General features: G+C 50.1%; 20 protein-coding genes. All 20 read left to right on the top strand.

From position 1 onward, the window contains the following. The first annotated feature begins 338 nt into the window (after window positions 1-338). The 20 genes from mraZ to EKM70_RS08100 all read left to right on the top strand — a co-directional run bounded on the left by mraZ (window position 339) and on the right by EKM70_RS08100 (window position 20,147). Window positions 339-770, top strand: a complete 432-nt coding sequence (mraZ, locus tag EKM70_RS08005) for a division/cell wall cluster transcriptional repressor MraZ (RefSeq protein ID WP_125546832.1) — start codon at window positions 339-341, stop codon at window positions 768-770. 21 nt (window positions 771-791) lie between these two features. Next, the gene (gene rsmH / locus EKM70_RS08010) at window positions 792-1,736 is read left to right on the top strand and encodes a 16S rRNA (cytosine(1402)-N(4))-methyltransferase RsmH (protein ID WP_125546834.1); all 945 of its coding nucleotides are present in this window, start codon (window positions 792-794) and stop codon (window positions 1,734-1,736) included. Window positions 1,737-1,778: 42 nt separating this feature from the next. After that, complete coding sequence (gene ftsL / locus EKM70_RS08015; protein WP_125546836.1) at window positions 1,779-2,174, top strand: cell division protein FtsL; 396 nt, start codon at window positions 1,779-1,781, stop codon at window positions 2,172-2,174. Continuing rightward, on the top strand, window positions 2,174-4,336 hold the full coding sequence (locus EKM70_RS08020; RefSeq protein WP_125546838.1) for a penicillin-binding transpeptidase domain-containing protein: 2,163 nt from the start codon (window positions 2,174-2,176) through the stop codon (window positions 4,334-4,336). The genes ftsL and EKM70_RS08020 overlap by 1 nt, the downstream gene beginning before the upstream one ends. Window positions 4,337-4,357: 21 nt before the next feature. Further along, window positions 4,358-5,329, top strand: coding sequence for a phospho-N-acetylmuramoyl-pentapeptide-transferase (gene mraY / locus EKM70_RS08025; protein ID WP_125546840.1), 972 nt, complete (start codon window positions 4,358-4,360; stop codon window positions 5,327-5,329). Window positions 5,330-5,420: 91 nt separating this feature from the next. Continuing rightward, window positions 5,421-6,800 (top strand): UDP-N-acetylmuramoyl-L-alanine--D-glutamate ligase, encoded by a 1,380-nt coding sequence (gene murD, locus EKM70_RS08030; RefSeq protein ID WP_125546842.1) that lies wholly within the window; start codon window positions 5,421-5,423, stop codon window positions 6,798-6,800. A 1-nt stretch (window position 6,801) separates the two neighbouring features. Then, a complete protein-coding gene (gene murG / locus EKM70_RS08035; RefSeq protein ID WP_125546844.1) occupies window positions 6,802-7,896 on the top strand; it encodes an undecaprenyldiphospho-muramoylpentapeptide beta-N-acetylglucosaminyltransferase in 1,095 nt (364 codons plus the stop codon). Between the two features lie 32 nt (window positions 7,897-7,928). After that, complete coding sequence (locus EKM70_RS08040) at window positions 7,929-8,786, top strand: cell division protein FtsQ/DivIB (protein WP_125546846.1); 858 nt, start codon at window positions 7,929-7,931, stop codon at window positions 8,784-8,786. Window positions 8,787-8,927: 141 nt separating this feature from the next. Further along, the gene (ftsA, locus tag EKM70_RS08045) at window positions 8,928-10,256 is read left to right on the top strand and encodes a cell division protein FtsA (RefSeq protein WP_125546848.1); all 1,329 of its coding nucleotides are present in this window, start codon (window positions 8,928-8,930) and stop codon (window positions 10,254-10,256) included. Window positions 10,257-10,279: 23 nt separating this feature from the next. Beyond that, the gene (gene ftsZ, locus EKM70_RS08050) at window positions 10,280-11,533 is read left to right on the top strand and encodes a cell division protein FtsZ (protein ID WP_125546850.1); all 1,254 of its coding nucleotides are present in this window, start codon (window positions 10,280-10,282) and stop codon (window positions 11,531-11,533) included. A gap of 35 nt (window positions 11,534-11,568) precedes the next feature. After that, entirely contained in the window at window positions 11,569-12,000 is a 432-nt protein-coding gene (locus tag EKM70_RS08055) for a cell division protein SepF (protein ID WP_125546852.1), read from the top strand. A gap of 12 nt (window positions 12,001-12,012) precedes the next feature. Beyond that, a complete protein-coding gene (locus EKM70_RS08060; protein ID WP_125546854.1) occupies window positions 12,013-12,294 on the top strand; it encodes a YggT family protein in 282 nt (93 codons plus the stop codon). 25 nt (window positions 12,295-12,319) lie between these two features. Then, window positions 12,320-13,099, top strand: coding sequence for a YlmH family RNA-binding protein (locus tag EKM70_RS08065; protein WP_125546856.1), 780 nt, complete (start codon window positions 12,320-12,322; stop codon window positions 13,097-13,099). Window positions 13,100-13,118: 19 nt separating this feature from the next. After that, on the top strand, window positions 13,119-13,820 hold the full coding sequence (locus EKM70_RS08070) for a DivIVA domain-containing protein (protein ID WP_125546858.1): 702 nt from the start codon (window positions 13,119-13,121) through the stop codon (window positions 13,818-13,820). Between the two features lie 358 nt (window positions 13,821-14,178). After that, a complete protein-coding gene (gene ileS, locus EKM70_RS08075) occupies window positions 14,179-16,989 on the top strand; it encodes an isoleucine--tRNA ligase (RefSeq protein WP_125546860.1) in 2,811 nt (936 codons plus the stop codon). A 134-nt stretch (window positions 16,990-17,123) separates the two neighbouring features. After that, window positions 17,124-17,348, top strand: coding sequence for a cold-shock protein (locus tag EKM70_RS08080; protein ID WP_125546862.1), 225 nt, complete (start codon window positions 17,124-17,126; stop codon window positions 17,346-17,348). Between the two features lies 1 nt (window position 17,349). Next, window positions 17,350-17,892, top strand: a complete 543-nt coding sequence (locus tag EKM70_RS08085; RefSeq protein WP_125546864.1) for an NUDIX hydrolase — start codon at window positions 17,350-17,352, stop codon at window positions 17,890-17,892. Continuing rightward, a complete protein-coding gene (locus EKM70_RS08090; RefSeq protein ID WP_225416408.1) occupies window positions 17,893-18,204 on the top strand; it encodes a hypothetical protein in 312 nt (103 codons plus the stop codon). Window positions 18,205-18,231: 27 nt separating this feature from the next. Continuing rightward, complete coding sequence (locus EKM70_RS08095; RefSeq protein ID WP_125546868.1) at window positions 18,232-18,924, top strand: 5'-methylthioadenosine/adenosylhomocysteine nucleosidase; 693 nt, start codon at window positions 18,232-18,234, stop codon at window positions 18,922-18,924. A 98-nt stretch (window positions 18,925-19,022) separates the two neighbouring features. Continuing rightward, a complete protein-coding gene (locus EKM70_RS08100; RefSeq protein WP_404819869.1) occupies window positions 19,023-20,147 on the top strand; it encodes a cysteine desulfurase family protein in 1,125 nt (374 codons plus the stop codon). Window position 20,148: the final 1 nt, after the last annotated feature.

Raw genomic sequence — 20,148 nt, forward strand, 5'->3', positions numbered from 1 at the left:
GTGCTAGTGCGCCACGTTGAAAACGTGATAAAGTAGATGTACCCAAAGTAATCACTCCCTATATTGGTTGGAATTAGCTACTACCATTGTAAGTGATTGCTTTGGGCTTTTTAATTTCTGTTCGGATTAATTATAGAATTTGCCATAAATATAAATAAACTTGACTAAGAACTCACATTTTTGGGTGTTTGGTAAAGGGCTTTCAGCCACGGTGAACAAGTGTTCGCCGTGGCTTTTTTGGTGCAAGTGGGGAAATTTATAAAAATTCGGAAACGTTGTGGTAGAAAGTGGGGGGGTGTGGTAAACTTGACAATAGTTACAAATAGGGGGTAATGGCCATGTTCATGGGTGAATTCGAGCATTCAATTGATACCAAGGGCAGACTCATTATTCCCGCCAAATTTCGGGAGCAACTCGGGGGACAATTCGTGGTTACCCGGGGGATGGATGGCTGTTTATTCGGCTACCCCATGACCGAGTGGTCGGCATTACAAGAGAAATTGAAAGCCTTGCCAGTGAACCGTAAGGATGCCCGGGCTTTTGTCCGGTTCTTCTATTCCGCGGCGACCGAATGTGAGCTCGATAAGCAAGGTCGAATCAACTTACCAAAATCGCTACGAGATCATGCCGCACTGGCTAAACAGTGTGTCATTGTTGGCGTTGCAAATCGATTTGAAATTTGGAGTCAAGAACGGTGGGATAAGTTCTCCACCGCGGCCGAAGAAGACTTCGATGATATCGCCGAAAATCTCATTGATTTCGGCATGTAGATAAAGGAGAGGAGAGTGTTTATGGAAGACTTTCATCATGTGACGGTACTGCTTAAGGAAGCGGTGGCTGGCTTAGCCATTAAGCCAACAGGAATTTATGTTGACTGCACTCTCGGCGGTGGTGGTCATAGCCAACGTATTCTGGAGCAACTGACGACGGGGCATTTATACGCGTTCGATCAGGACCAGACCGCAATTACATACAATCAAGAACATCTTAAAAAATATTTGGACAGTGGCAACCTAACCTTCATCAAGAGTAATTTTCGGGATATTAAGACCGAGTTGAATGCTCGGGGGGTGACCGAGGTTGATGGCATTCTTTATGATCTCGGGGTATCTTCACCACAGTTCGACGAGGCCGACCGGGGTTTCAGTTACCAACATGATGCGCCACTAGACATGCGCATGGACCAGAGCGCCGACCTCACCGCATGGATCGTGGTCAATGAATGGAAGTTCAATGACTTAATGCGAATCTTCCACCGATACGGGGAAGAGAAGTTCGCTAAGCCAATTGCCCGAGCCATTGAACGTCACCGAGCCGAAGCACCAATCGACACCACTGGCCAACTGGTTGACATCATCAAGGAAGGGATTCCCGCTGCCGCACGACGGCATGGTGGTCATCCCGCTAAGAAGGTCTTCCAAGCCATTCGGATCGCCGTCAACGACGAATTAGGAGCCTTAGAGGATTCTCTTGAACAAGCTGTTGGATTGTTAGCCCTGCATGGTCGCATCAGTGCCATTACCTTCCAGTCGCTCGAAGACCGGTTGGTTAAGACCATGTTTCGCGAACAGTCTTCGTTGCCAGAACTCCCCCACGGAATTCCGGTGATTCCCGACAATTTACAACCAGATTATAAGCTGGTTAATCGCAAACCAATTCTCCCTTCCGAGGAAGAATTAGCGGCTAACCATCGTGCCCACAGTGCAAAATTACGAATTTTAGAAAAAATTAAGTAGTTTAGACAATCACTAAATATTGACATAGGAAGATGATCAATTATGGCGCAAAATAATTTAGCTGAAGCAGTTCCCCTAACACCGGAACCCCAACAACGCCCAAACATAGAACAACCGCAACGACAGACCCAACCCCTCAGTGATCCCACACCGTCAGGCAAACGTCTGCCATTCTCCAAATTTGAAAAGTGCTTAATGACCGTTTGTGGGTTGGTTTTGGCCTTACTAATGGTAAGTGTTGTGTCCACGAAAATCGCGATGTCCAATACGGTTCACGACTTACAAAGTCTCAATAATTCTGTCACGACGTATCAAAATCGCAACACCAATGCGCAACAAGAAATAAATGAGTTGCAGAGTCGTAGCCGGCTTGATAAAATTGCCAAAAAGCAGGGCTTGACCTTGGAAAATGACAGAATAAGGAATGTTAACAAATAATGAATGATTCTCAGAAGCGACAAATGACAAATAAGCATCCTCGCAGAAATCGGAAGAAATTCGGCCAGTTTCTGTTTTTCCTTTTCATTGGTGTGTTTATCTTGATCGTTGGTCGCTTTTCGTATATCTCGATTGGCAAAAAGGTTCAGAACGTGAATCTCAGTGCCTCGGCCCAGAAGCTGTATACGGCTAATGAGACGCTGAAAGCCAGACGAGGAACGATTTACGATGCCAATGGCCAAGCGATTGCGGAGGACACCAGTGTCTATTCCCTTTACGTGGTGTTGGATAAGCGTCAGAAAAGTGTTGATGGCCGAAAACTCTACGTGACCAACAAGGAAAAAGTTGCCGACGTTCTGGCTAAATACCTGCCGATCAGTCGCAAGAAAGCCTTGGCGACGTTGAATCCTAGCTCGGGACATCCATTCCAAGTTGAATTTGGGACGGCGGGACAGAATATCTCGCTAACTACTAAGCAGAAGATCCAGGCGGAACATCTCAGTGGGGTGAACTTTATTCAACAGGAATCCCGTTTGTATCCGAACGGGGTCTTTGCTTCTCATTTGATTGGTTTGGCTCAGGCTCAGACGAATAAGGCCGGCCAAACAGCTCTTACTGGGTCAATGGGTCTGGAACAAGCTTTCAATAAAGAATTAACGGGGACGAATGGGTCCCAAAAGATTAAAAAAGATATGTATGGTTATCAGCTGCCGGGAACTAAGCAGAAGGCCAAGAAGGCCAAGAATGGGGACAACGTCTATACGACGTTAGATACTCGTTTGCAGACGCTCTTGGAAACGGAAATGAGTCAAGTTCAGGGCCAGGTCAAGGCCAACTCGATGAACGCCGTGCTTATGAATGCCAAGACAGGAGCCATTCTAGCCGCCACGCAACGGCCAACGTTTAACGCGACGACGAAGAAGGGACTCGACAAGGTCTGGCGGAACACGCTGGTTCAAGACGCCTATGAGCCCGGGTCCACCATGAAGATTTTCACGTTGGCTTCATCCATCGACAGTGGCCACTACAATGGGAATGCCACCTACCAATCTGGTAAATACACCATTGGTAATCAAGTGGTTCCCGATTGGAACACCTCTGGCTGGGGGACCATTACCTATGACAAGGGGTTTGCCGTTTCCAGTAACGTGGCCATGGCCCATTTGGAACAACAAATGGGTCACAAGACGTGGAAAAAATACATCGACCGGTTCCTTTTCCTGAAGAGTACCAAGTCGGGACTGCCGGGTGAATTAACCGGGAGCATCGCCTTTCAACGACCGATCGAACAGGCCGATACCGCGTTCGGCCAAGGGATTCAGGTCACCGTCTTCCAGATGATGCAGGCCCTTAGTGCGGTCAGCAATGATGGGAAGATGATGAAGCCTTATGTGATCAGTAAGGTGGTCAATCCCAATAGCAACAAGACTGTTAAGGCCTATGGGCCACAGAACGTGGCCAATCCAATCTCCGAATCGACGGCAAAGGCCGTGCGGAAACACATGGAAGATGTTGTTTATAAGAAGTACGGTATTGGGTCCGACTACAAAATGAGTGGGGAACGGGTTGCGGTGAAGACCGGGACCGCCCAAGTCAGTTCCGGGAAGTCCGGGTATCTCTCTGGTGACGATAACTACCTGTACTCCGTAGCCGCCATGGTTCCGGCGAGTCATCCGAAGTACGTCATGTACATCACGATGAAGCAACCACACTTGGGGAGTAAGACGGCCTCACAGCTGTTGGCGTCCATCATGAAACCTGTGATGGCGCGGGCCCTCCAAGAGGACACCGAAACCATCAATACCAAAGAAAGTAAGATGCCAACGGTTACCGGAATGTCGGTAGCGAGCGCAACCCAGGCCCTAACCAAGGCTGGAGCGACCGTCACAACCCTAGGCACCGGACAAAAAGTTCAAAAACAGTCGGTTACGGCTGGAACCACGTTATACCGGGATCAACGAGTCTTTATCAAGACGGGTGGGACCGTCGCTCTGCCAAGTTTGACCGGCTGGTCTAAGGGTGATGTGGTAAAATTAGCACAGATTGAAGGCTTAAAGCTGAACGTGAGTGGTGATGGCTATGTCACGAAGCAGAGTATCAAGGCCGGCACGACAGTGGGGTCTGGTGCCACATTAACGGTCACTTTACGCCAAAATAAATGAGAATGAGGATTGATTGGAACAATGATGACTATTTTGTTACCCCTGGTGGGTAGTTTTCTAATTACCGTGGCATTTATGCCCGCTTTAATTCGTTACTTCCGTGCCCGGCACGAAGGCCAAATGATTCGTGAAGAGGGCCCGAGTTGGCACGAAAAGAAGTCCGGAACACCGACCATGGGTGGGTTGCTCTACATGATTGCGATCGTCGTCATGACCTTAGCAACCAGCTGGATTGTCCAGCCGCACCACGTCTTACCTACTACGTGGATTTTATTATTTATTCTCGTGTTGTATGGGGGCTTGGGTGCCTGGGATGACAGCATCAAGTTGTTCCATCGCCAAAATGAAGGCCTGAAGGCTTGGCAGAAAATGCTGGGCCAAATTGTCGGGGCACTCATCTTATTCTGGGTTTACACCCATGAACAATTGCCTATGGCCTTGCACATTCCCGGAATTGGGGATTGGCACATGGGCGGTTGGTACGCGCTCTTTATTATCGTGTGGTTGGTGGGCTTCTCTAATGCCGTGAATCTTTCCGATGGCCTGGATGGCCTGGTGAGTGGTTTAGCTAGCATTTCTTTTGCGGCTTACGGTGTCGTTGCCTTCCAACAACATCAATTAAACATTGCGATTTTTTGTTTCGCCGTAGTCGGCGGTCTTCTCGGTTTTCTCATTTTTAATCACAAACCAGCAAAGATATTTATGGGGGATACGGGATCCTTGGCTTTAGGCGGCGCCCTAGCGGCGGTTGCCATCCTGTTACACCACGAATTATCTCTATTGTGGATCGGGTTGGTCTTTGTGATTGAGACGGCGAGTGTTATTTTGCAAGTGGCTTCATTCAAACTAACGGGTAAGCGGATTTTCCTCATGAGTCCCATTCATCACCACTTTGAAATGCTGGGGTGGAGCGAATGGAAGATTGATTTTACTTTCTGGGGAATCGGGTTAATCACCGCAGTTAGTGGTGTTTGGGTCATGCTAGCGAACTAACGACTGAAGACTAATGGGCTAGCTTGCTCGTTAGAGTCAAGCTAGCCTTTTTATATCAGGTATAAGAAAGAAATGGAGAGCGAACGGAGTTATGAAGCAGATTAAGCGATATGCGGGTAAAAAGGTTTTGGTTTTAGGACTCGCCAAGAGTGGAACGAATGCCGCCAAGTTATTAAAACGGCTGGGTGCCGTAGTCACGGTGAGTGATGTTCAGCCGCTGAACGAGAATAAAGACGCCCAGGAGCTCGAACAAGCAGGGTTTAAGGTCATCTTAGGGTTACAGACCCCAGATCTCCTAGACGCCGGCTACGACCTTATGGTGAAGAATCCTGGTATCCCCTATGATGTGCCGATCGTCAAGAAGGCCTTAGAGCTGAAGCTGCCGATTATTACCGAAATGGAGTTAACGGGTGAAGTCGCAGATGCCGAGTTAGTGGCGGTCACTGGGAGTAACGGGAAAACGACGACGACCACGATGATTCAAAAGATGTTGGATCATGATCGGCAGGCTGGTCATGCCCGATACGCCGGAAACATTGGTGTGCCAGCCAGCATGGTGGCTCAAGAGGTGACGGCTGAAGATACCTTAGTTCTGGAGGTTTCCAGTTTCATGCTAGTGGGGACCACCGAATTTCACCCACATATCGCGGTCTTAACGAACATCTTCTCTAACCATTTGGATTATCACAAAACGCGCGCCAACTACGTTGCGGCCAAGATGAAGATTACGGCTAACCAGACAGCTGACGATTACTTTGTCGTCAACTTTGACAATCCAGAATGGCGAGAACTCAGTACCCATTCTGCGGCCAAAGTGGTGCCATTCTCACGGCAGGGCCAATCCGAAGATGGGGCTTACGAACGTGACAGTTTCCTGTACTTCCGTGGTGAAAGAATCATGGCGGCAGCCGATATCAAGGTTCCTGGTGACCACAACATCGAGAACGCCTTGGCAGCGATCGCCGTTGCCAAGATTAAGGGCGTTAGTACCGCGGCTATTGTCGGAGTGCTCAAGAGCTTCGGTGGGGTTCGTCATCGGACACAGTACGTGTTAGAGGCTGAGGGTCGGCAGTATTACAATGACTCCAAGGCGACCGACATGGAAGCCACAGAGATGGCTTTGAAGGGCTTTAAGGCGCCAGTTGTGCTCTTAGCCGGCGGTCTTGACCGTGGCTATACCTTTGAGAAGATGGTGCCAGCCTTCAAGGATCATGTGAAGGCCATCATTCTCTTTGGTCAGACGGCCAAGTTACTGGAAGATACAGCCAAGCAGGCGGGAATTCCGACGATTCGCTTAACTGAGAACGTTGAAACGGCCGTCCCACTGGCCTATGAACTTAGCGAACCGGGCGACATTATTTTGCTCTCACCGGCGAACGCAAGCTGGGATCAATACCCGAACTTTGAAGTTCGAGGAGACCGGTTTATCAAAGCCGTTGAACAGTTGACGGGTAAGCAGGAGGAAAAATAATATGCGATTAATTGTATCTGGTGGGGGAACCGGGGGTCACATTTATCCGGCACTGGCCCTAATCAAAGCCTTAAAGAAGCGCGACCCCGATGCCGAGGTGCTCTACGTTGGGTCCGAACGGGGACTGGAAAGTTCCATCGTGCCAGCTAAGGGAATTCCGTTCAAGTCGACGAAGATTCAAGGGTTCAAACGATCCTTGTCGCTTGAAAATTTCAAGACGATTTACTTATTCTTGAAGAGTGTTCACGAGACCAAGAAGATGATTCGGGAATTCAAGCCCGACGTCGTGGTCGGCACCGGTGGTTACGTTTCTGGTGCGGTGGTTTACGCCGCCAGCCGTCTACATATTCCGACAATGATTCACGAACAAAACAGTGTGGTTGGGATTACGAATCGTTTTCTGAGCCGTTACGTTGACCGGATCGCTTACGTTTTTGACGCCGCGGTTGATCAGTTGCCAGCCAACAAAATGGTCAAGACCGGGAATCCACGGGCCCAGGAAGCCGCCGAAGTGGTCAGTCACTTCAGTTGGTCGGAATACCACCTGCAGGACAATCGCCCAACGTTACTAATCTTCGGGGGGTCTCAAGGCGCCTTGAAGATCAACGCCGCAACGGTTGAAGCCATTCCGGAATTTAATCAACGCGACTACCAAGTGGTCTTCGTCACGGGGCAGAAGCGCTACGACGGGGTCATGGACCAATTAAAAGGTGTGACCCTCAACGACAACGTGGTCGTGAAGCCTTACATTCCTAACATGCCAGAAGTTTTGCCTAAGGTGGCGGCCATTGTTGGGCGTGCCGGAGCGACCAGCCTGGCTGAAATCACGGCGGATGGAATTCCATCAATCCTGATTCCCAGTCCTTACGTAACAGCGGATCACCAGACTAAGAATGCGCAGTCTCTAGTTAATGTGGGAGCTGCCGAAATCATTAAGGAAGCCGATCTGACCGGAGACACGTTGGTTACTAAGGCTGACCAGTTGATGAATGACGATGGTCTGCGCCAGGATATGGCACAGGCGTCGAAACAATTAGGCGTACCAGATGCGGCGGACCGTGTCTTAGACGTCGTCTTAGCGCTCAAGCGAGATTAGCGCAAAATTTACAAAGCGGGAGGTGACCAGCCATGAAGTTTCGCCTTAACCGGCACGATGAGAAGCAGCAACAGTCGTTGACGCCCTGGGAAGATTATCAGCGCCAGGCAGCAGCCAAGAAGAAGCAACGCCGTACGCCGAACTGGATTCACCAGGCCAAGCGCATCGGGGATAAACTGCCGCGGTTAAAGCATCAGCGAAACCGGAAGTTAGTTCGTCGATTGATCATTCTCCTGTCTAGCTTTACGGCGGTCATCTTGGTCATGGTTTATCTGCTCTGTCCGCTAAGTCATTTTCAAACAGTCAAGGTGACCGGCGCCCATGCGTTAACTGCCGCAGAGGTTCAAGACGCCGTTCAAGTTCGTTCGGGTGAGTCGATTTATTCACTGTTCGGGCACACGGCGCAGTTTGAAAGCCAGGCACCAAAACGAAACTCAAGGATTAAGCAAGCTAAGATTACGTTCCGTCAACCGAATCAGGCAACCATCGCCATTGTCGAATACGACACGGCGGGGTACGTGATGCGGGGAAGTAAGTACGATGAAATCTTGGAGAATGGTGTGGTGAGCGAACAATCTGTCTCACAGCCGAAGAGTGGAACGCCGGTTTACAGTAAGTTTAAGCAAGCGAAAACCTTGCACCGGATGATTCTGCAGTACGCCCAGCTAGATGCTGAGATTAAACGCAGCATCAGTGAAATCCAGGCGTCACCAACGAAAGATAATCCGAACCGGGTTCATTTATTCATGAATGACGGGAATGAAGTTTACGCAAGCATCCCGTCCTTTGCGAAAAAAATGGCGTATTATCCAGGAATTGCGGCGAAGATGAAACAAAAAGGTGTCGTCAATTTGGAAGTCGGGGCGTACTCATATCCCTTCAAGAAATAAATCATTTTGATTGCAGTGACGAAAAAGCGTCAATAAGGCTTTTTCAACCCCTAGTAAATGTGGTAAACTGAAAAATAATTAGGGGAAAAAGCGAATTCATGCAGTGTTGATAGTAGATTAACTTAGGAGGTTCCTTTTTCTATGGATAATTCAGGGATGTACGTTGGTCTCGATATAGGAACCACCTCAATAAAAGTCATTGTTGCTGAGAATGTTAAAGGGCAAATGAACGTTATTGGTGTGGGAAATGAACGTTCGAATGGTGTCAGTCGCGGCGTTATCGTCGATATTGACAAGGCTGCTGAAGCAATTCAGCGCGCCGTTCGGCAAGCCGAAGAGAAGGCCAGCATCGAAATTCACGATGTGATTGTGGGAATTCCCGCAAATATGTTAAAAATTGAACCATGTAGCGGGATGATCGCCATTGACGATCAATCCCGTGAGATTACCGGACGGGACGTTCGGAGTGTGGCGGGGGCCGCACTCATCCAGAGTCTCCCACCGGAACGTGAAGTGGTTGAAGTTCTGGCCGACGAGTTTGTGGTCGACGGCTTCGATGGCATCAAGGATCCTCGTGGGATGGTGGGGGTTCGTCTGGAACTCCACGGCACCCTGTTTACCGGTCCCAAGACAATCATGCACAACACGCGTAAGGCAGTCGAACAGGCTGGGTTACACGTTCGGGGCACCGTTATCAATCCGATGGCCCAAGGCATGATGGTCATGAACGATGGTGAACAAGACTTCGGGACCGTCCTGATTGATTTGGGTGGTGGCCAAGCGACTGCTGCCGTCATTCACGATCACCAATTAAAGTACATTGATGTTGACCAAGAGGGGGGCCAGTTCATTACCAAGGATATCTCCGTGGTCTTGAACACCTCGATCGACAGTGCCGAAAAGTTAAAGCGCGATTACGGCTATGCCGATTCAAGTCAGGCTAGCGATGAAGATGAATTTCCTGTCGACGTCGTGGGTCAGAGTCAACCAACCCCAATCTCTGAGAAATATTTAGCAGAGATTATCGAAGCCCGGTTGGACCAGGTCTTCCAGCGTCTACGCACGAACCTTGATAAGGTTCAGGCGTTAGAGTTGCCTGGGGGGATCATTCTGACCGGTGGGGTTGCCGCACTGCCTGGGATTACCGATTTAGCCACGGCTGAATTTGGGACCAACGTGCGGGTCTACATCCCAGATCAAATGGGATTGCGTCACCCATCATTTACCTTAGCTTTGGCATTAGTGAAATACTTTGGGGGTCTCAGTGAGATTGACTTGCTTATTAAGAGCGCTTTAACGGGCTCGACCCAACTCGCTGACGAGACCGATGAGATTCGGCAACTTGAGGCGGCAGAGGATTCTGCCAACGACGTTTCGACCCAATCGGCATCGCGTCCAAAGGCAAAACCGAAAGTGAAGAAAAAAAGGGGCGAAGGGTTCCGGAAGTTCTTCAGCGACTTCTTTGACTAACGCGAGATGGAGGAAAGATAAACATGGAATACTCACTAGATTCTGCTCAAAATCATGGCGCTAACATTAAAGTTATCGGGGTCGGTGGCGGTGGTAACAACGCCGTTAACCGAATGATCACCGAAGATGTTAAAGGTGTCGAATTTATCGTTGCGAACACTGATGTTCAAGCTTTGGAAGCTTCCAAGGCTGAAACTAAAATCCAACTCGGGCCGAAATTAACCAAAGGTCTGGGTGCCGGTGCCAACCCCGAAGTTGGGGCCAAGGCCGCCGAAGAAAGTGAAGAAGCCATTACGGAAGCCTTGCAAGGCGCCGACATGGTCTTCGTCACGGCCGGAATGGGTGGGGGTACCGGTAACGGTGCCGCCCCAATCGTGGCTAAGATTGCCAAGGACAGCGGGGCCTTAACGGTCGGTGTTGTGACGCGGCCATTTAGCTTCGAAGGTCCACGTCGGGCTCGTTTTGCGGCCGAAGGGGTCGCAGCCATGAAGGAAAACGTTGACACGTTAATCATTCTGGCTAACAACCGTCTGTTAGAAATTGTCGACAAGAAGACACCAATGATGGAAGCCTTCCAAGAAGCCGACAACGTCTTACGTCAAGGGGTTCAAGGGATTTCCGATCTGATCACGAGTCCTGGTTATGTGAACTTGGACTTTGCCGATGTGAAGACGGTTATGAAAGATCAAGGGTCTGCCTTAATGGGTATCGGTTCCGCTAGCGGTGAAAACCGGACGGAAGATGCCACGAAGAAGGCTATCTCGTCACCATTACTGGAAGTTTCCATCGATGGTGCCGAACAAGTTCTGTTGAACATCACGGGTGGTCCCGACCTGTCTCTGTTTGAAGCCCAAGCCGCTTCACAGATCGTGTCGGATGCCGCTACCAGTGACGTGAACATCATCTTCGGGACGTCAATTGACGAAGAGCTCGGCGACGAGGTTCGTGTTACGGTGATTGCGACTGGGATCGACAAGAAGCGTGAGGAACGCGAAGCTTCTCACAGCCGAGTTGCCCATCGTAGTGAACAAAAAGCTGCTAGCGACCAACAGAGCCAACCAACTAAAGAAAATGATCAGGATCCATTCGGTAACTGGGACATTCGTGAACCAGCCCACCGTCCAGAACCAAAGAGTTCTACCCAGGGTCATGATGAATTTGCTGGGGTCGACAAACCTGACTTCAACATCTTCAATCCAAGCTCTGACGATGCCAACAGCGATGATGGTAATCGGGGAGAGGACACACCGCCATTCTTCAAGCGTCGGCGGAAGTAGTCATTAGAAATTCGTTGTGAGAGGAGTGGCCAACCATGGCGGAAAAGTTTAGTCTTAGTAAGTTTTTCGGAATGGACGATGATTATGACGAAGACTATCAGGAATCGACAAGTCCTGTAGTTAAGCCGCAACCAACTGCCCAAACACGGCCGGTCGATAATCGAAAGGTGGTCGCTATGCGGTCTGCGAAACCCAATTCGAGTCATATTGCGATCTGCGAGCCACGAATTTATTCCGATGCCAAATCGATTGCCAAACAAATCACGGCTGGCGACGCGGTCATCGTCAATTTTGCAAGGGTGGATGAAGCCCAAGCACAGCGGATCGTTGACTTTCTAAACGGGACTGCCTATGCCGTCGGCGGTGAAATCAAGCGGGTTGGTGAACAGATTTTTCTGTGCACCCCGCATAATTTCGAAGTCAGTGGTGACGTGGCAGCGAACCTTGGTAATCAGTTCAAACCATAAAGGAGCGATGTTGTGCTGTCGATCGTAAGCTTAATCTTTACGGCGTTGGACTGGCTGGTGCGGGCGTACATACTCCTAATCGTGGTGTATGCGCTACTCAGCTGGTTGCCTGGTGCCTACCAATCTAAATTGGGCCAGGTTATTACGCGCTTAGTAGAACCATTTTTGAACTATTTTAACTTTGCCTCGGTGGGGCCCTTGGGCTTTGGCCCAGTTGTGGGAATCATCGTGTTAACCTTAGTTCAGTACGGGTTACGTGCACTTGAAATCATGTTATTCAGATTGATGTTGTAAGGCCAATGCGTTAGGAGGAGAAGCTGTGGATGAGAATATAACGCAACACTTTCGGCCGGACGAGGCGCCGTTTATTGACGCCATTGGCGAATGGTTACAACAGGTTGCGGACGAGTATCGCCCAGTTCTCACCCATTTCTTGAATCCGCGTCAGGTGTACATTGCCACCACCTTAGCCCGCCGAGCGGATGTTAAGGTTCAGTTCCGTGGTGGCCATGAGCATGCGGAAATGCAACGGGCCCTGTTCTTCCCCGACTATTTCGAACCCACAGAGGCCGACTTCGAGTTGCGCCTGTTGCGAGTCGATTATCCGGTTAAGTTCGCCACGCTTCACCACAGTCAAATCCTAGGGACTCTGTTAGGAGCGGGAATTGAACGTGAGATTCTAGGTGACATCTTAACGGATGGTCAGGTTTGGCAAGTGGTGACGGAGAAGTCTATGATGGACTATCTCGTCGGCCAGGTGGACCATATCGGTCGGGTGAAGGCACGCCTAGCGCCAGCTGATTTTAGTGAGTTGATTGCGCCATTGAACGAGTGGGAAGCGGAGTCCGCGACCTTATCCTCCTTGCGGTTGGATAACATTGTTGGTACCGGGTTCCATCTCTCCCGTCATCGGGCAAAGGAATTAATCGAGGCGGACCATGTTCGGGTAAATTGGACGGAAACGACCAAACCGGATTATGAGCTCGACGTTGCAGACATTGTGTCCGTGCGGGGCTTTGGTCGGGTTCGCCTGGATGAAGTTGCCGGGAAAACCAAGAAAGAAAAGATTCGGGTCACCCTAGCGGTGCTGAAGAAATAGATGCGGAGGGAACAATAAGATGGTATTAAGTCCATTAGACATTCATAATAAAGAATTCGGTACGAAGATGCGTGGTTATAACGTTGATGAGGTCAATGATTTCTTGGACCAAGTGATCAAGGATTACCAAATTACGTTGAACCACAACAAGGAATTAGAGGAACAACTCGACTCTGCCAATGGCAAACTCAAGTACTTTAACGACTTGAAAGATTCCTTGAATCAATCCATTCTGGTTGCGCAGGAGGCCGCCGACAAGGTTAAGGCTAACTCACAAAAAGAATCCGAGATTATTATTCGCGAAGCCCAGAAGCAAAGCTCCGACATCGTTTCAGAAGCCACTAACAAGGGTAATCAGATCATGACCGAAGCCTCCAAACGTGCTAAGAAGTTAGCCGTGGAGACCGATGATTTGAAGAAGAGCACCCGGGTCTTCCGTCAACGGTTGCAAGTCATGCTGGAAAGTCAGTTGGAAGTTGTGAAGTCCAACGATTGGGACAGCTTGCTTAAAGAAGGTTCGATGTCCAGTTACGAGGAAATCAAGAAGGTCGTCGGCGATCGACTTGACAACGGGGCAGCCCAGGGCGTACACTCAACTGCACCGCAAGCAACGGAAGAAGCTCCCGTTCAGGAAGCTCCCGTTACCGATACGGACAGTGATCAAGGGGAAACCGTTGTGATTTTCCCAGACAATGATCAGGAACATTACGACCAAAAGTAAATATAAAATGACAGAGAAATAAGCAGTCTAAACAGATGGTTTTAGCGAGTCGACGATGGTGCGAGGTCGACACCCACTCTTTTAGACGGTATCATTCTCCAAGTTCCGTGGCTGAATTTTGAGTAAGCAACGGCGGTTTGCCCCGATACGGCACGCTGAGGGAAGACGACGAGAGTTGTCTTCTGAAATTTGGGTGGTACCACGAACGATCTCGTCCCTTTGGGCGGGGTCGTTTTTTGTTGTCATGAGAAGTTGCGTTTCACGGTGATCGGGTTGACCGGTGAGCTGAGGCCAGTTGCTGGCTTGAGCTCACCGGTTCACCAACCGTGAGAAATGATTTGAAGGAGGAAAAGACGGTATGCGAGTGAAAGACACGTTGAACCTGGGTAAGACCAAGTTCAAAATGCGCGGTAATTTACCAGTCAAAGAAGTTGACCGGCAAAAAGCCTGGGCCGAAAACAAGATTTATGAAGCCCGCCAGAAATTAAACGAGGGGAAGCCAACGTTTATTCTGCACGATGGCCCCCCATACGCCAACGGCCCAATCCATATGGGTCATGCGATGAACAAGATTTCTAAGGATATCATTGTTCGTTACAAGTCCATGAGTGGCTTCCGGGCCCCTTACGTTCCCGGTTGGGATACCCATGGGTTACCAATTGAACAACAGTTGACGAAGGCCGGTTACGACCGGAAGAAGATGTCGACTGCTGAATTCCGCGATCTTTGTCGCGAATACGCCTTGAAGCAAGTGGACTTACAACGCGATGGATTTAAGCGTTTAGGGGTTGCTGCCGAATGGGATAATCCATACTTGACGTTAGATCCAGAATTTGAAGCCGCTGAAGTGCGGGTCTTTGGTGAGTTCGCCAAGCGCGGTCTGATCTACAAGGGTAAGAAGCCCGTGTACTGGTCATGGTCATCAGAATCAGCCATGGCGGAAGCCGAAGTTGAATACCACGACGTGACGTCACCTTCTGCCTTTTACGGCGAAAAGGTTGTCGACGGCAAGGGCGTCTTAGATGACGATACTTACTTGGTCGTTTGGACGACGACCCCTTGGACGATTCCCGGTTCCGAAGGGATCACCATCGACGCCGGCATCGAATACGCTGTGGTCCAACCCGCTGGTGAAGATCGCAAGTTCGTTCTGGCCAGTGACCTAGTTGCTGAAAACGCCGAACGTTTTGGTTGGGAAGACGTCAAGGTCTTAAAGACTGTCATGGGTCAAGACATGGACAACATCATTGCCCAACACCCATTCATTGCTGACCGCAAGTTAGTGGTGATGTTAGGGGACTTCGTGACGACGGACTCCGGGACTGGTTTGGTTCATACGGCTCCAGGTTTAGGGGAAGATGACTTTAACGTGGGTAAGCTGTACAACTTACCGGTACTCGTTCCCGTTAACGATCAGGGGTATATGACTGCTGAAGCCGGTGAGGACTTCGATGGCGTCTTCTACGAAGATGCTAACCAGATTGCTCTCGACAAGTTAAAGGAAAACAATGCCTTACTGAAGTACATGCCTTACGAGCACAGTTACCCATTTGATTGGCGGACGAAGAAGCCCGTCATCTTCCGGGCAACGCCTCAGTGGTTCGCTTCCGTCGACAAGATTCGTGATGAAATCTTGGACAGTCTAAAGGATGTTAATTTCCAACCTGATTGGGGTAAGCGTCGTTTGGAAAACATGATCAAGGACCGTGGCGACTGGGTCATCTCCCGTCAACGGGTCTGGGGTGTGCCACTGCCAATCTTCTACGGTGAAGATGGTGAGGCGATCATTACACCAGAGACGGTCAACCACGTGGCAGATCTCTTCGGCAAATACGGTTCGAACATTTGGTTCAAGCGGGAGGCCAAGGATCTTCTGCCAGAAGGCTTCACGAGTGAACACTCACCAAATGGTGAATTCACCAAGGAAACCGACATCATGGACGTCTGGTTCGACTCTGGTTCCTCACACCAAGGAGTACTGGCCGAACGGGATTATCTGAAGTTCCCCGCCGATCTGTATCTGGAAGGTTCTGATCAATACCGTGGGTGGTTCAACTCTAGTCTGATTGCTAGTGTTGCTGCGACCGGCAAGGCACCGTACAAGCAAGTCGTTTCCCAAGGGTTCACCTTGGACAAGGATGGTCACAAGATGTCCAAGTCTATCGGGAACACGATTGCACCAGATGAAATTATCAAGAAGATGGGGGCCGACATCGTGCGTCTCTGGGTTACCTCCGTGGATACCTCAGCCGACGTCCGGGTCTCAACGGAATCCTTCGTAAAGATTTCCGACAGCTACAAGAAGTTGCGGAACACGATGCGTTACCTGTTGGCCAACACCAGTGACTTTGATCCCGAAACGAACGCCGTGGCCTTCGACCAATTGACGGCGGTTGACCGCCACATGCTGTACCGGTTGAACGCCTTTACCAAGAGTGTTCGGGATCACTACGAAAGTTATGACTTCCTGAACATTTACAAGGAACTTATCAACTTCGTGGTCAGTGACCTGTCGGCCTTCTACCTGGACTTCGCTAAGGATATCCTGTATATCGAAGCCGAAGACAGTGCCGCTCGTCGCTCAATGCAAACGGTCTTCTACCAGATTGCTGTGACGTTAACGAAGCTGATCACGCCAATTCTGCCACACACGGCTGAAGAAATCTGGGGCTTCTTAAAGGAACCCGAAGAATTCGTTCAGTTAGCTGAGATGCCAGTTGTGATGGACATGGCTGATGCCAACGAGCACAAGGTAGATGGTGTTTCTGCTTGGGACACCTTCATGACGTTGCGGAGCCACGTTCTGAAGGCTTTGGAAGAAGCCCGCGATGCCAAACTGATCGGGAAGGCTGCCGAAGCGCACCTGGATCTCTACCTCGATGACGAGACGCAGAACACGTTGAATAAGTTAAACATTAATGTTCAACAGATTCTTTTGGTTTCAGGCTTAGACGTTGCTCAGTTGGACCAAGCCCCAGCCGACGCCTTAACCTTCGACCACATGGCCGTTAAGGTGACAGCCGCTGCCGGTGAGGTCTGCGACCGTTGTCGTCTGACCAAGGAAGATGTCGGCAGTGATTCTGACTACCCACACTTCTGTGCACGGTGTGCCGCTATCGTTCGGGCAAATTACCCAGAAACGGCAACTGAAGGTTTTGAAGAAAAGTAAGTTTTGAATTTTGAACTCCCAGTTTCGACTTCGGTCGTTGCTGGGAGTTTTTGGGATCATGGCCGGCCAGGAACCATTGTTTGCGGTGGAGCGGGCAAGCGAGTATAATTTGTGCTATGTATGGGAGGGATACCATGTTAACCGGAAAAGTAAAAAGTTATAGTGAACAACGCGGCTTTGGCTTCATTACCACGCCTGCCGATGGTGACATCTTTGTTTACTACACGGCGATTATTGGCGAAGGCTTCCGTAAATTGGAAGAAGGCCAAACCGTTCAATTTGTCATCGTTCAAGGGAGTCGTGGCCCACAAGCAGCCAAAGTGACCCCCGTGGTTACGGGGAGCGCTGAGGAGGCTTAACATGGACTTAGAAGAACACGTTGAATCCACCGAGGACTTATATGACGGTGTGATCGTGAAGTTAGAACGCCAACAGGTCCGCCTACCCAATGGTGACATGGCGACCAGAGAAATTGTACGTCATGCCGGTGCTGTGGGCATTCTGGCCCTGACGGCGGATAACAAGATGATTTTAGAACGGCAATGGCGGGCACCGATCGCGGCGGTCACGCTGGAAATTCCGGCGGGAAAGCTTGATAGCCGAGACGCCGATAACGTCGAACACGCGGTCATCCGCGAACTAAACGAAGAGATTCGTTATCAACCGGGCCATCTCGAAAAGATCACTGGATTTTACTCCAGTGTGGGCTTCTCTGACGAATATATGACCCTCTTTTTAGCGACTGATCTCAAGCCCGTTACGACTGAGTTACCTCGCGACCAAGGGGAAAATTTGGAACTGTTGACCGTATCGAAGAAAGAAGCCCAGGCCATGGTTGCCAGTGGCGAAATTAACGATGCGAAAACAATTACGGCCATTTACTACTGGCTGCTACAAAAGTAGGTGACAGCAGTGCATTCAGATGACTGGCAAGACTCTGATGACCGTCCGAAAACGCGGGCGGACTACCGTAAAGAACAGGAACAAGCCGAACGGGACTTTCAGGAGCGAGATCGCAAGCGGGTTCAGGTGGAGCGTGATTACGCGCGCCAACACGGAAATCCCAGTGATCATGATCCAGAAGAACCGGATATGGTCCAGCGAGTCAACCCGGTCGACAGCAAGCAGAAACGCTTGGGTCGGCGCTTGAACTGGGCAATTTTTTGGCTGGTACTGTTAATCTTAGCGGTCTACGGAATTTTATTCTTTTTGTAAATTAGATTAAGGAGTGGAGAACACGACATGACATTCGGAATTATTTGCGCCATGGAAGAAGAAATTAAGGAACTACACGAGGCCCTGACTGATGCCAAGACGACTGATATTCACGGCTTGGAATTCTACGAAGGCCAAATCAGTGGGCAGTCCGTGGTCTTGGTTCGTTCCGGGATTGGTAAAGTTGAGGCGGGTTTAACGACAGCTTTACTGATCACCCAGTTCAACGTTGATCTCGTGATCAACTCGGGTTCCGCTGGGGCCTTGGCACCAGACTTGAACATTGGAGACGTGGTGGTTTCCACCGAAACGGCCTATCACGATGCCGATGCCCGAGCTTTTGGCTATGAATATGGCCAATTGCCCCAACAGCCAGCCCGGTTTGAAGCTTCCAAAGAGTGGGGCAAAAAGATTGTGGCGGCTGCTGCGGACACTGGCTTGAAGACCAAGCTGGGGCTGATCGTTTCCGGCGACCAATTCTTAAACAGTCCCGAGACCATTAAGGCCATCATGGGCCACTTCCCAGACGCCTTATCCGGTGAAATGGAAGGTGCCGCCGTGGGTCAAGTGGCTCACCAATTTGACGTGCCTTACGTTGTGGTTCGAGCCATGTCCGACAATGCCGATAATGATTCCGGTGTTAACTTTGATGACTTTATTATTGATGCGGGCCATCGTTCCGCACAAATGCTATTGGCCTTGTTAGCTGCACAGAACTAACTGGGCCCCTTCAGGAGGTTTTTAGGGTGCAAGAGATTCACATTGATAATAGTAATGCCGTCCGGGAAATCTACCTGGACAATGCCGCCACCACACCGATGGCGCCAGAAGTTTTAAATGAGATGGTTGATAAGATGGCAAATGTTTACGGAAACGCGTCGACTCTGTACGGTTTAGGTCGGCAGGCGCACACCGTGATGGAAAACAGCCGGCAGGTCATTGCGAACAGCATTAACGCTGCCAGTGATGAAGAGATCATCTTTACCAGTGGTGGGAGCGAGAGTGACAACACCGCTGTGACCCAAACGGCCATTGCCCGTCAGAGCCTGGGAAAGCACATTATCACCACGGCTATCGAACATGAAGCCATTTTAAAGCCCCTGCACGCGTTGGAGGAGCAGGGGTTTGACGTGACCTATCTGCCCGTCGATGAGCACGGTCGGATCAGCCTGGATGACTTCAAGGCGGCCTTGCGTGATGACACGATTCTCGTGACCATCATGATGGGAAACAATGAGGTCGGAAGCCGGATGCCGATTCATGAGATTGGTGAGATCTTAAAGGATCACCAAGCCTGGTTCCACACCGATGCGGTGCAGGCCTACGGGTCACTCGACATCGACGTGCAACGTGATCACATTGACCTGTTGTCGACGTCGGCTCACAAGATTAATGGGCCTAAAATGATTGGCTTTCTTTACAAACGTGAAGGGGTCAATTTCCCTAGTCTGATCAAGGGTGGGGACCAAGAAGAGAAGCGTCGGGCTGGTACCGAAAATGTTCCAGCTATTGCAGGAATGGCAACGGCAGCGAAGCTGTTAACGGCGGACGTTAAGGCCGAGAAGCGGGCACGTTTCCATGGCTTCAAGGAGCAAGTCGTGGCCGGGTTAACTGCCAACGGCGTGGACTTTGCGATCAATGGCTCTCTCGAAGGTGACAACCTAGAGCACGTCTTAAACATTTGGATTAAGGGTGTCTCTACCTATGTCATGCAGACCAATCTAGACTTGGCCGGTATTGCCGTTTCTGGGGGATCAGCCTGCACGGCGGGGTCGATCGAACCCTCACATGTGCTGACCGCCATGTTTGGCGCGGACAGCCCACGGATTGCTGAGTCCATTCGGTTATCCTTTGGGGCCCAAACGACGAGTGCCGATATTGACGCCTTTATCAAGAACGTCAGTGCCATCGTCAAAAGACTTTCAAAGAATGAGGTGAAGTAGC

The organism is Levilactobacillus lindianensis (genome assembly GCF_003946095.1).
GTDB lineage: Bacteria > Bacillota > Bacilli > Lactobacillales > Lactobacillaceae > Levilactobacillus > Levilactobacillus lindianensis.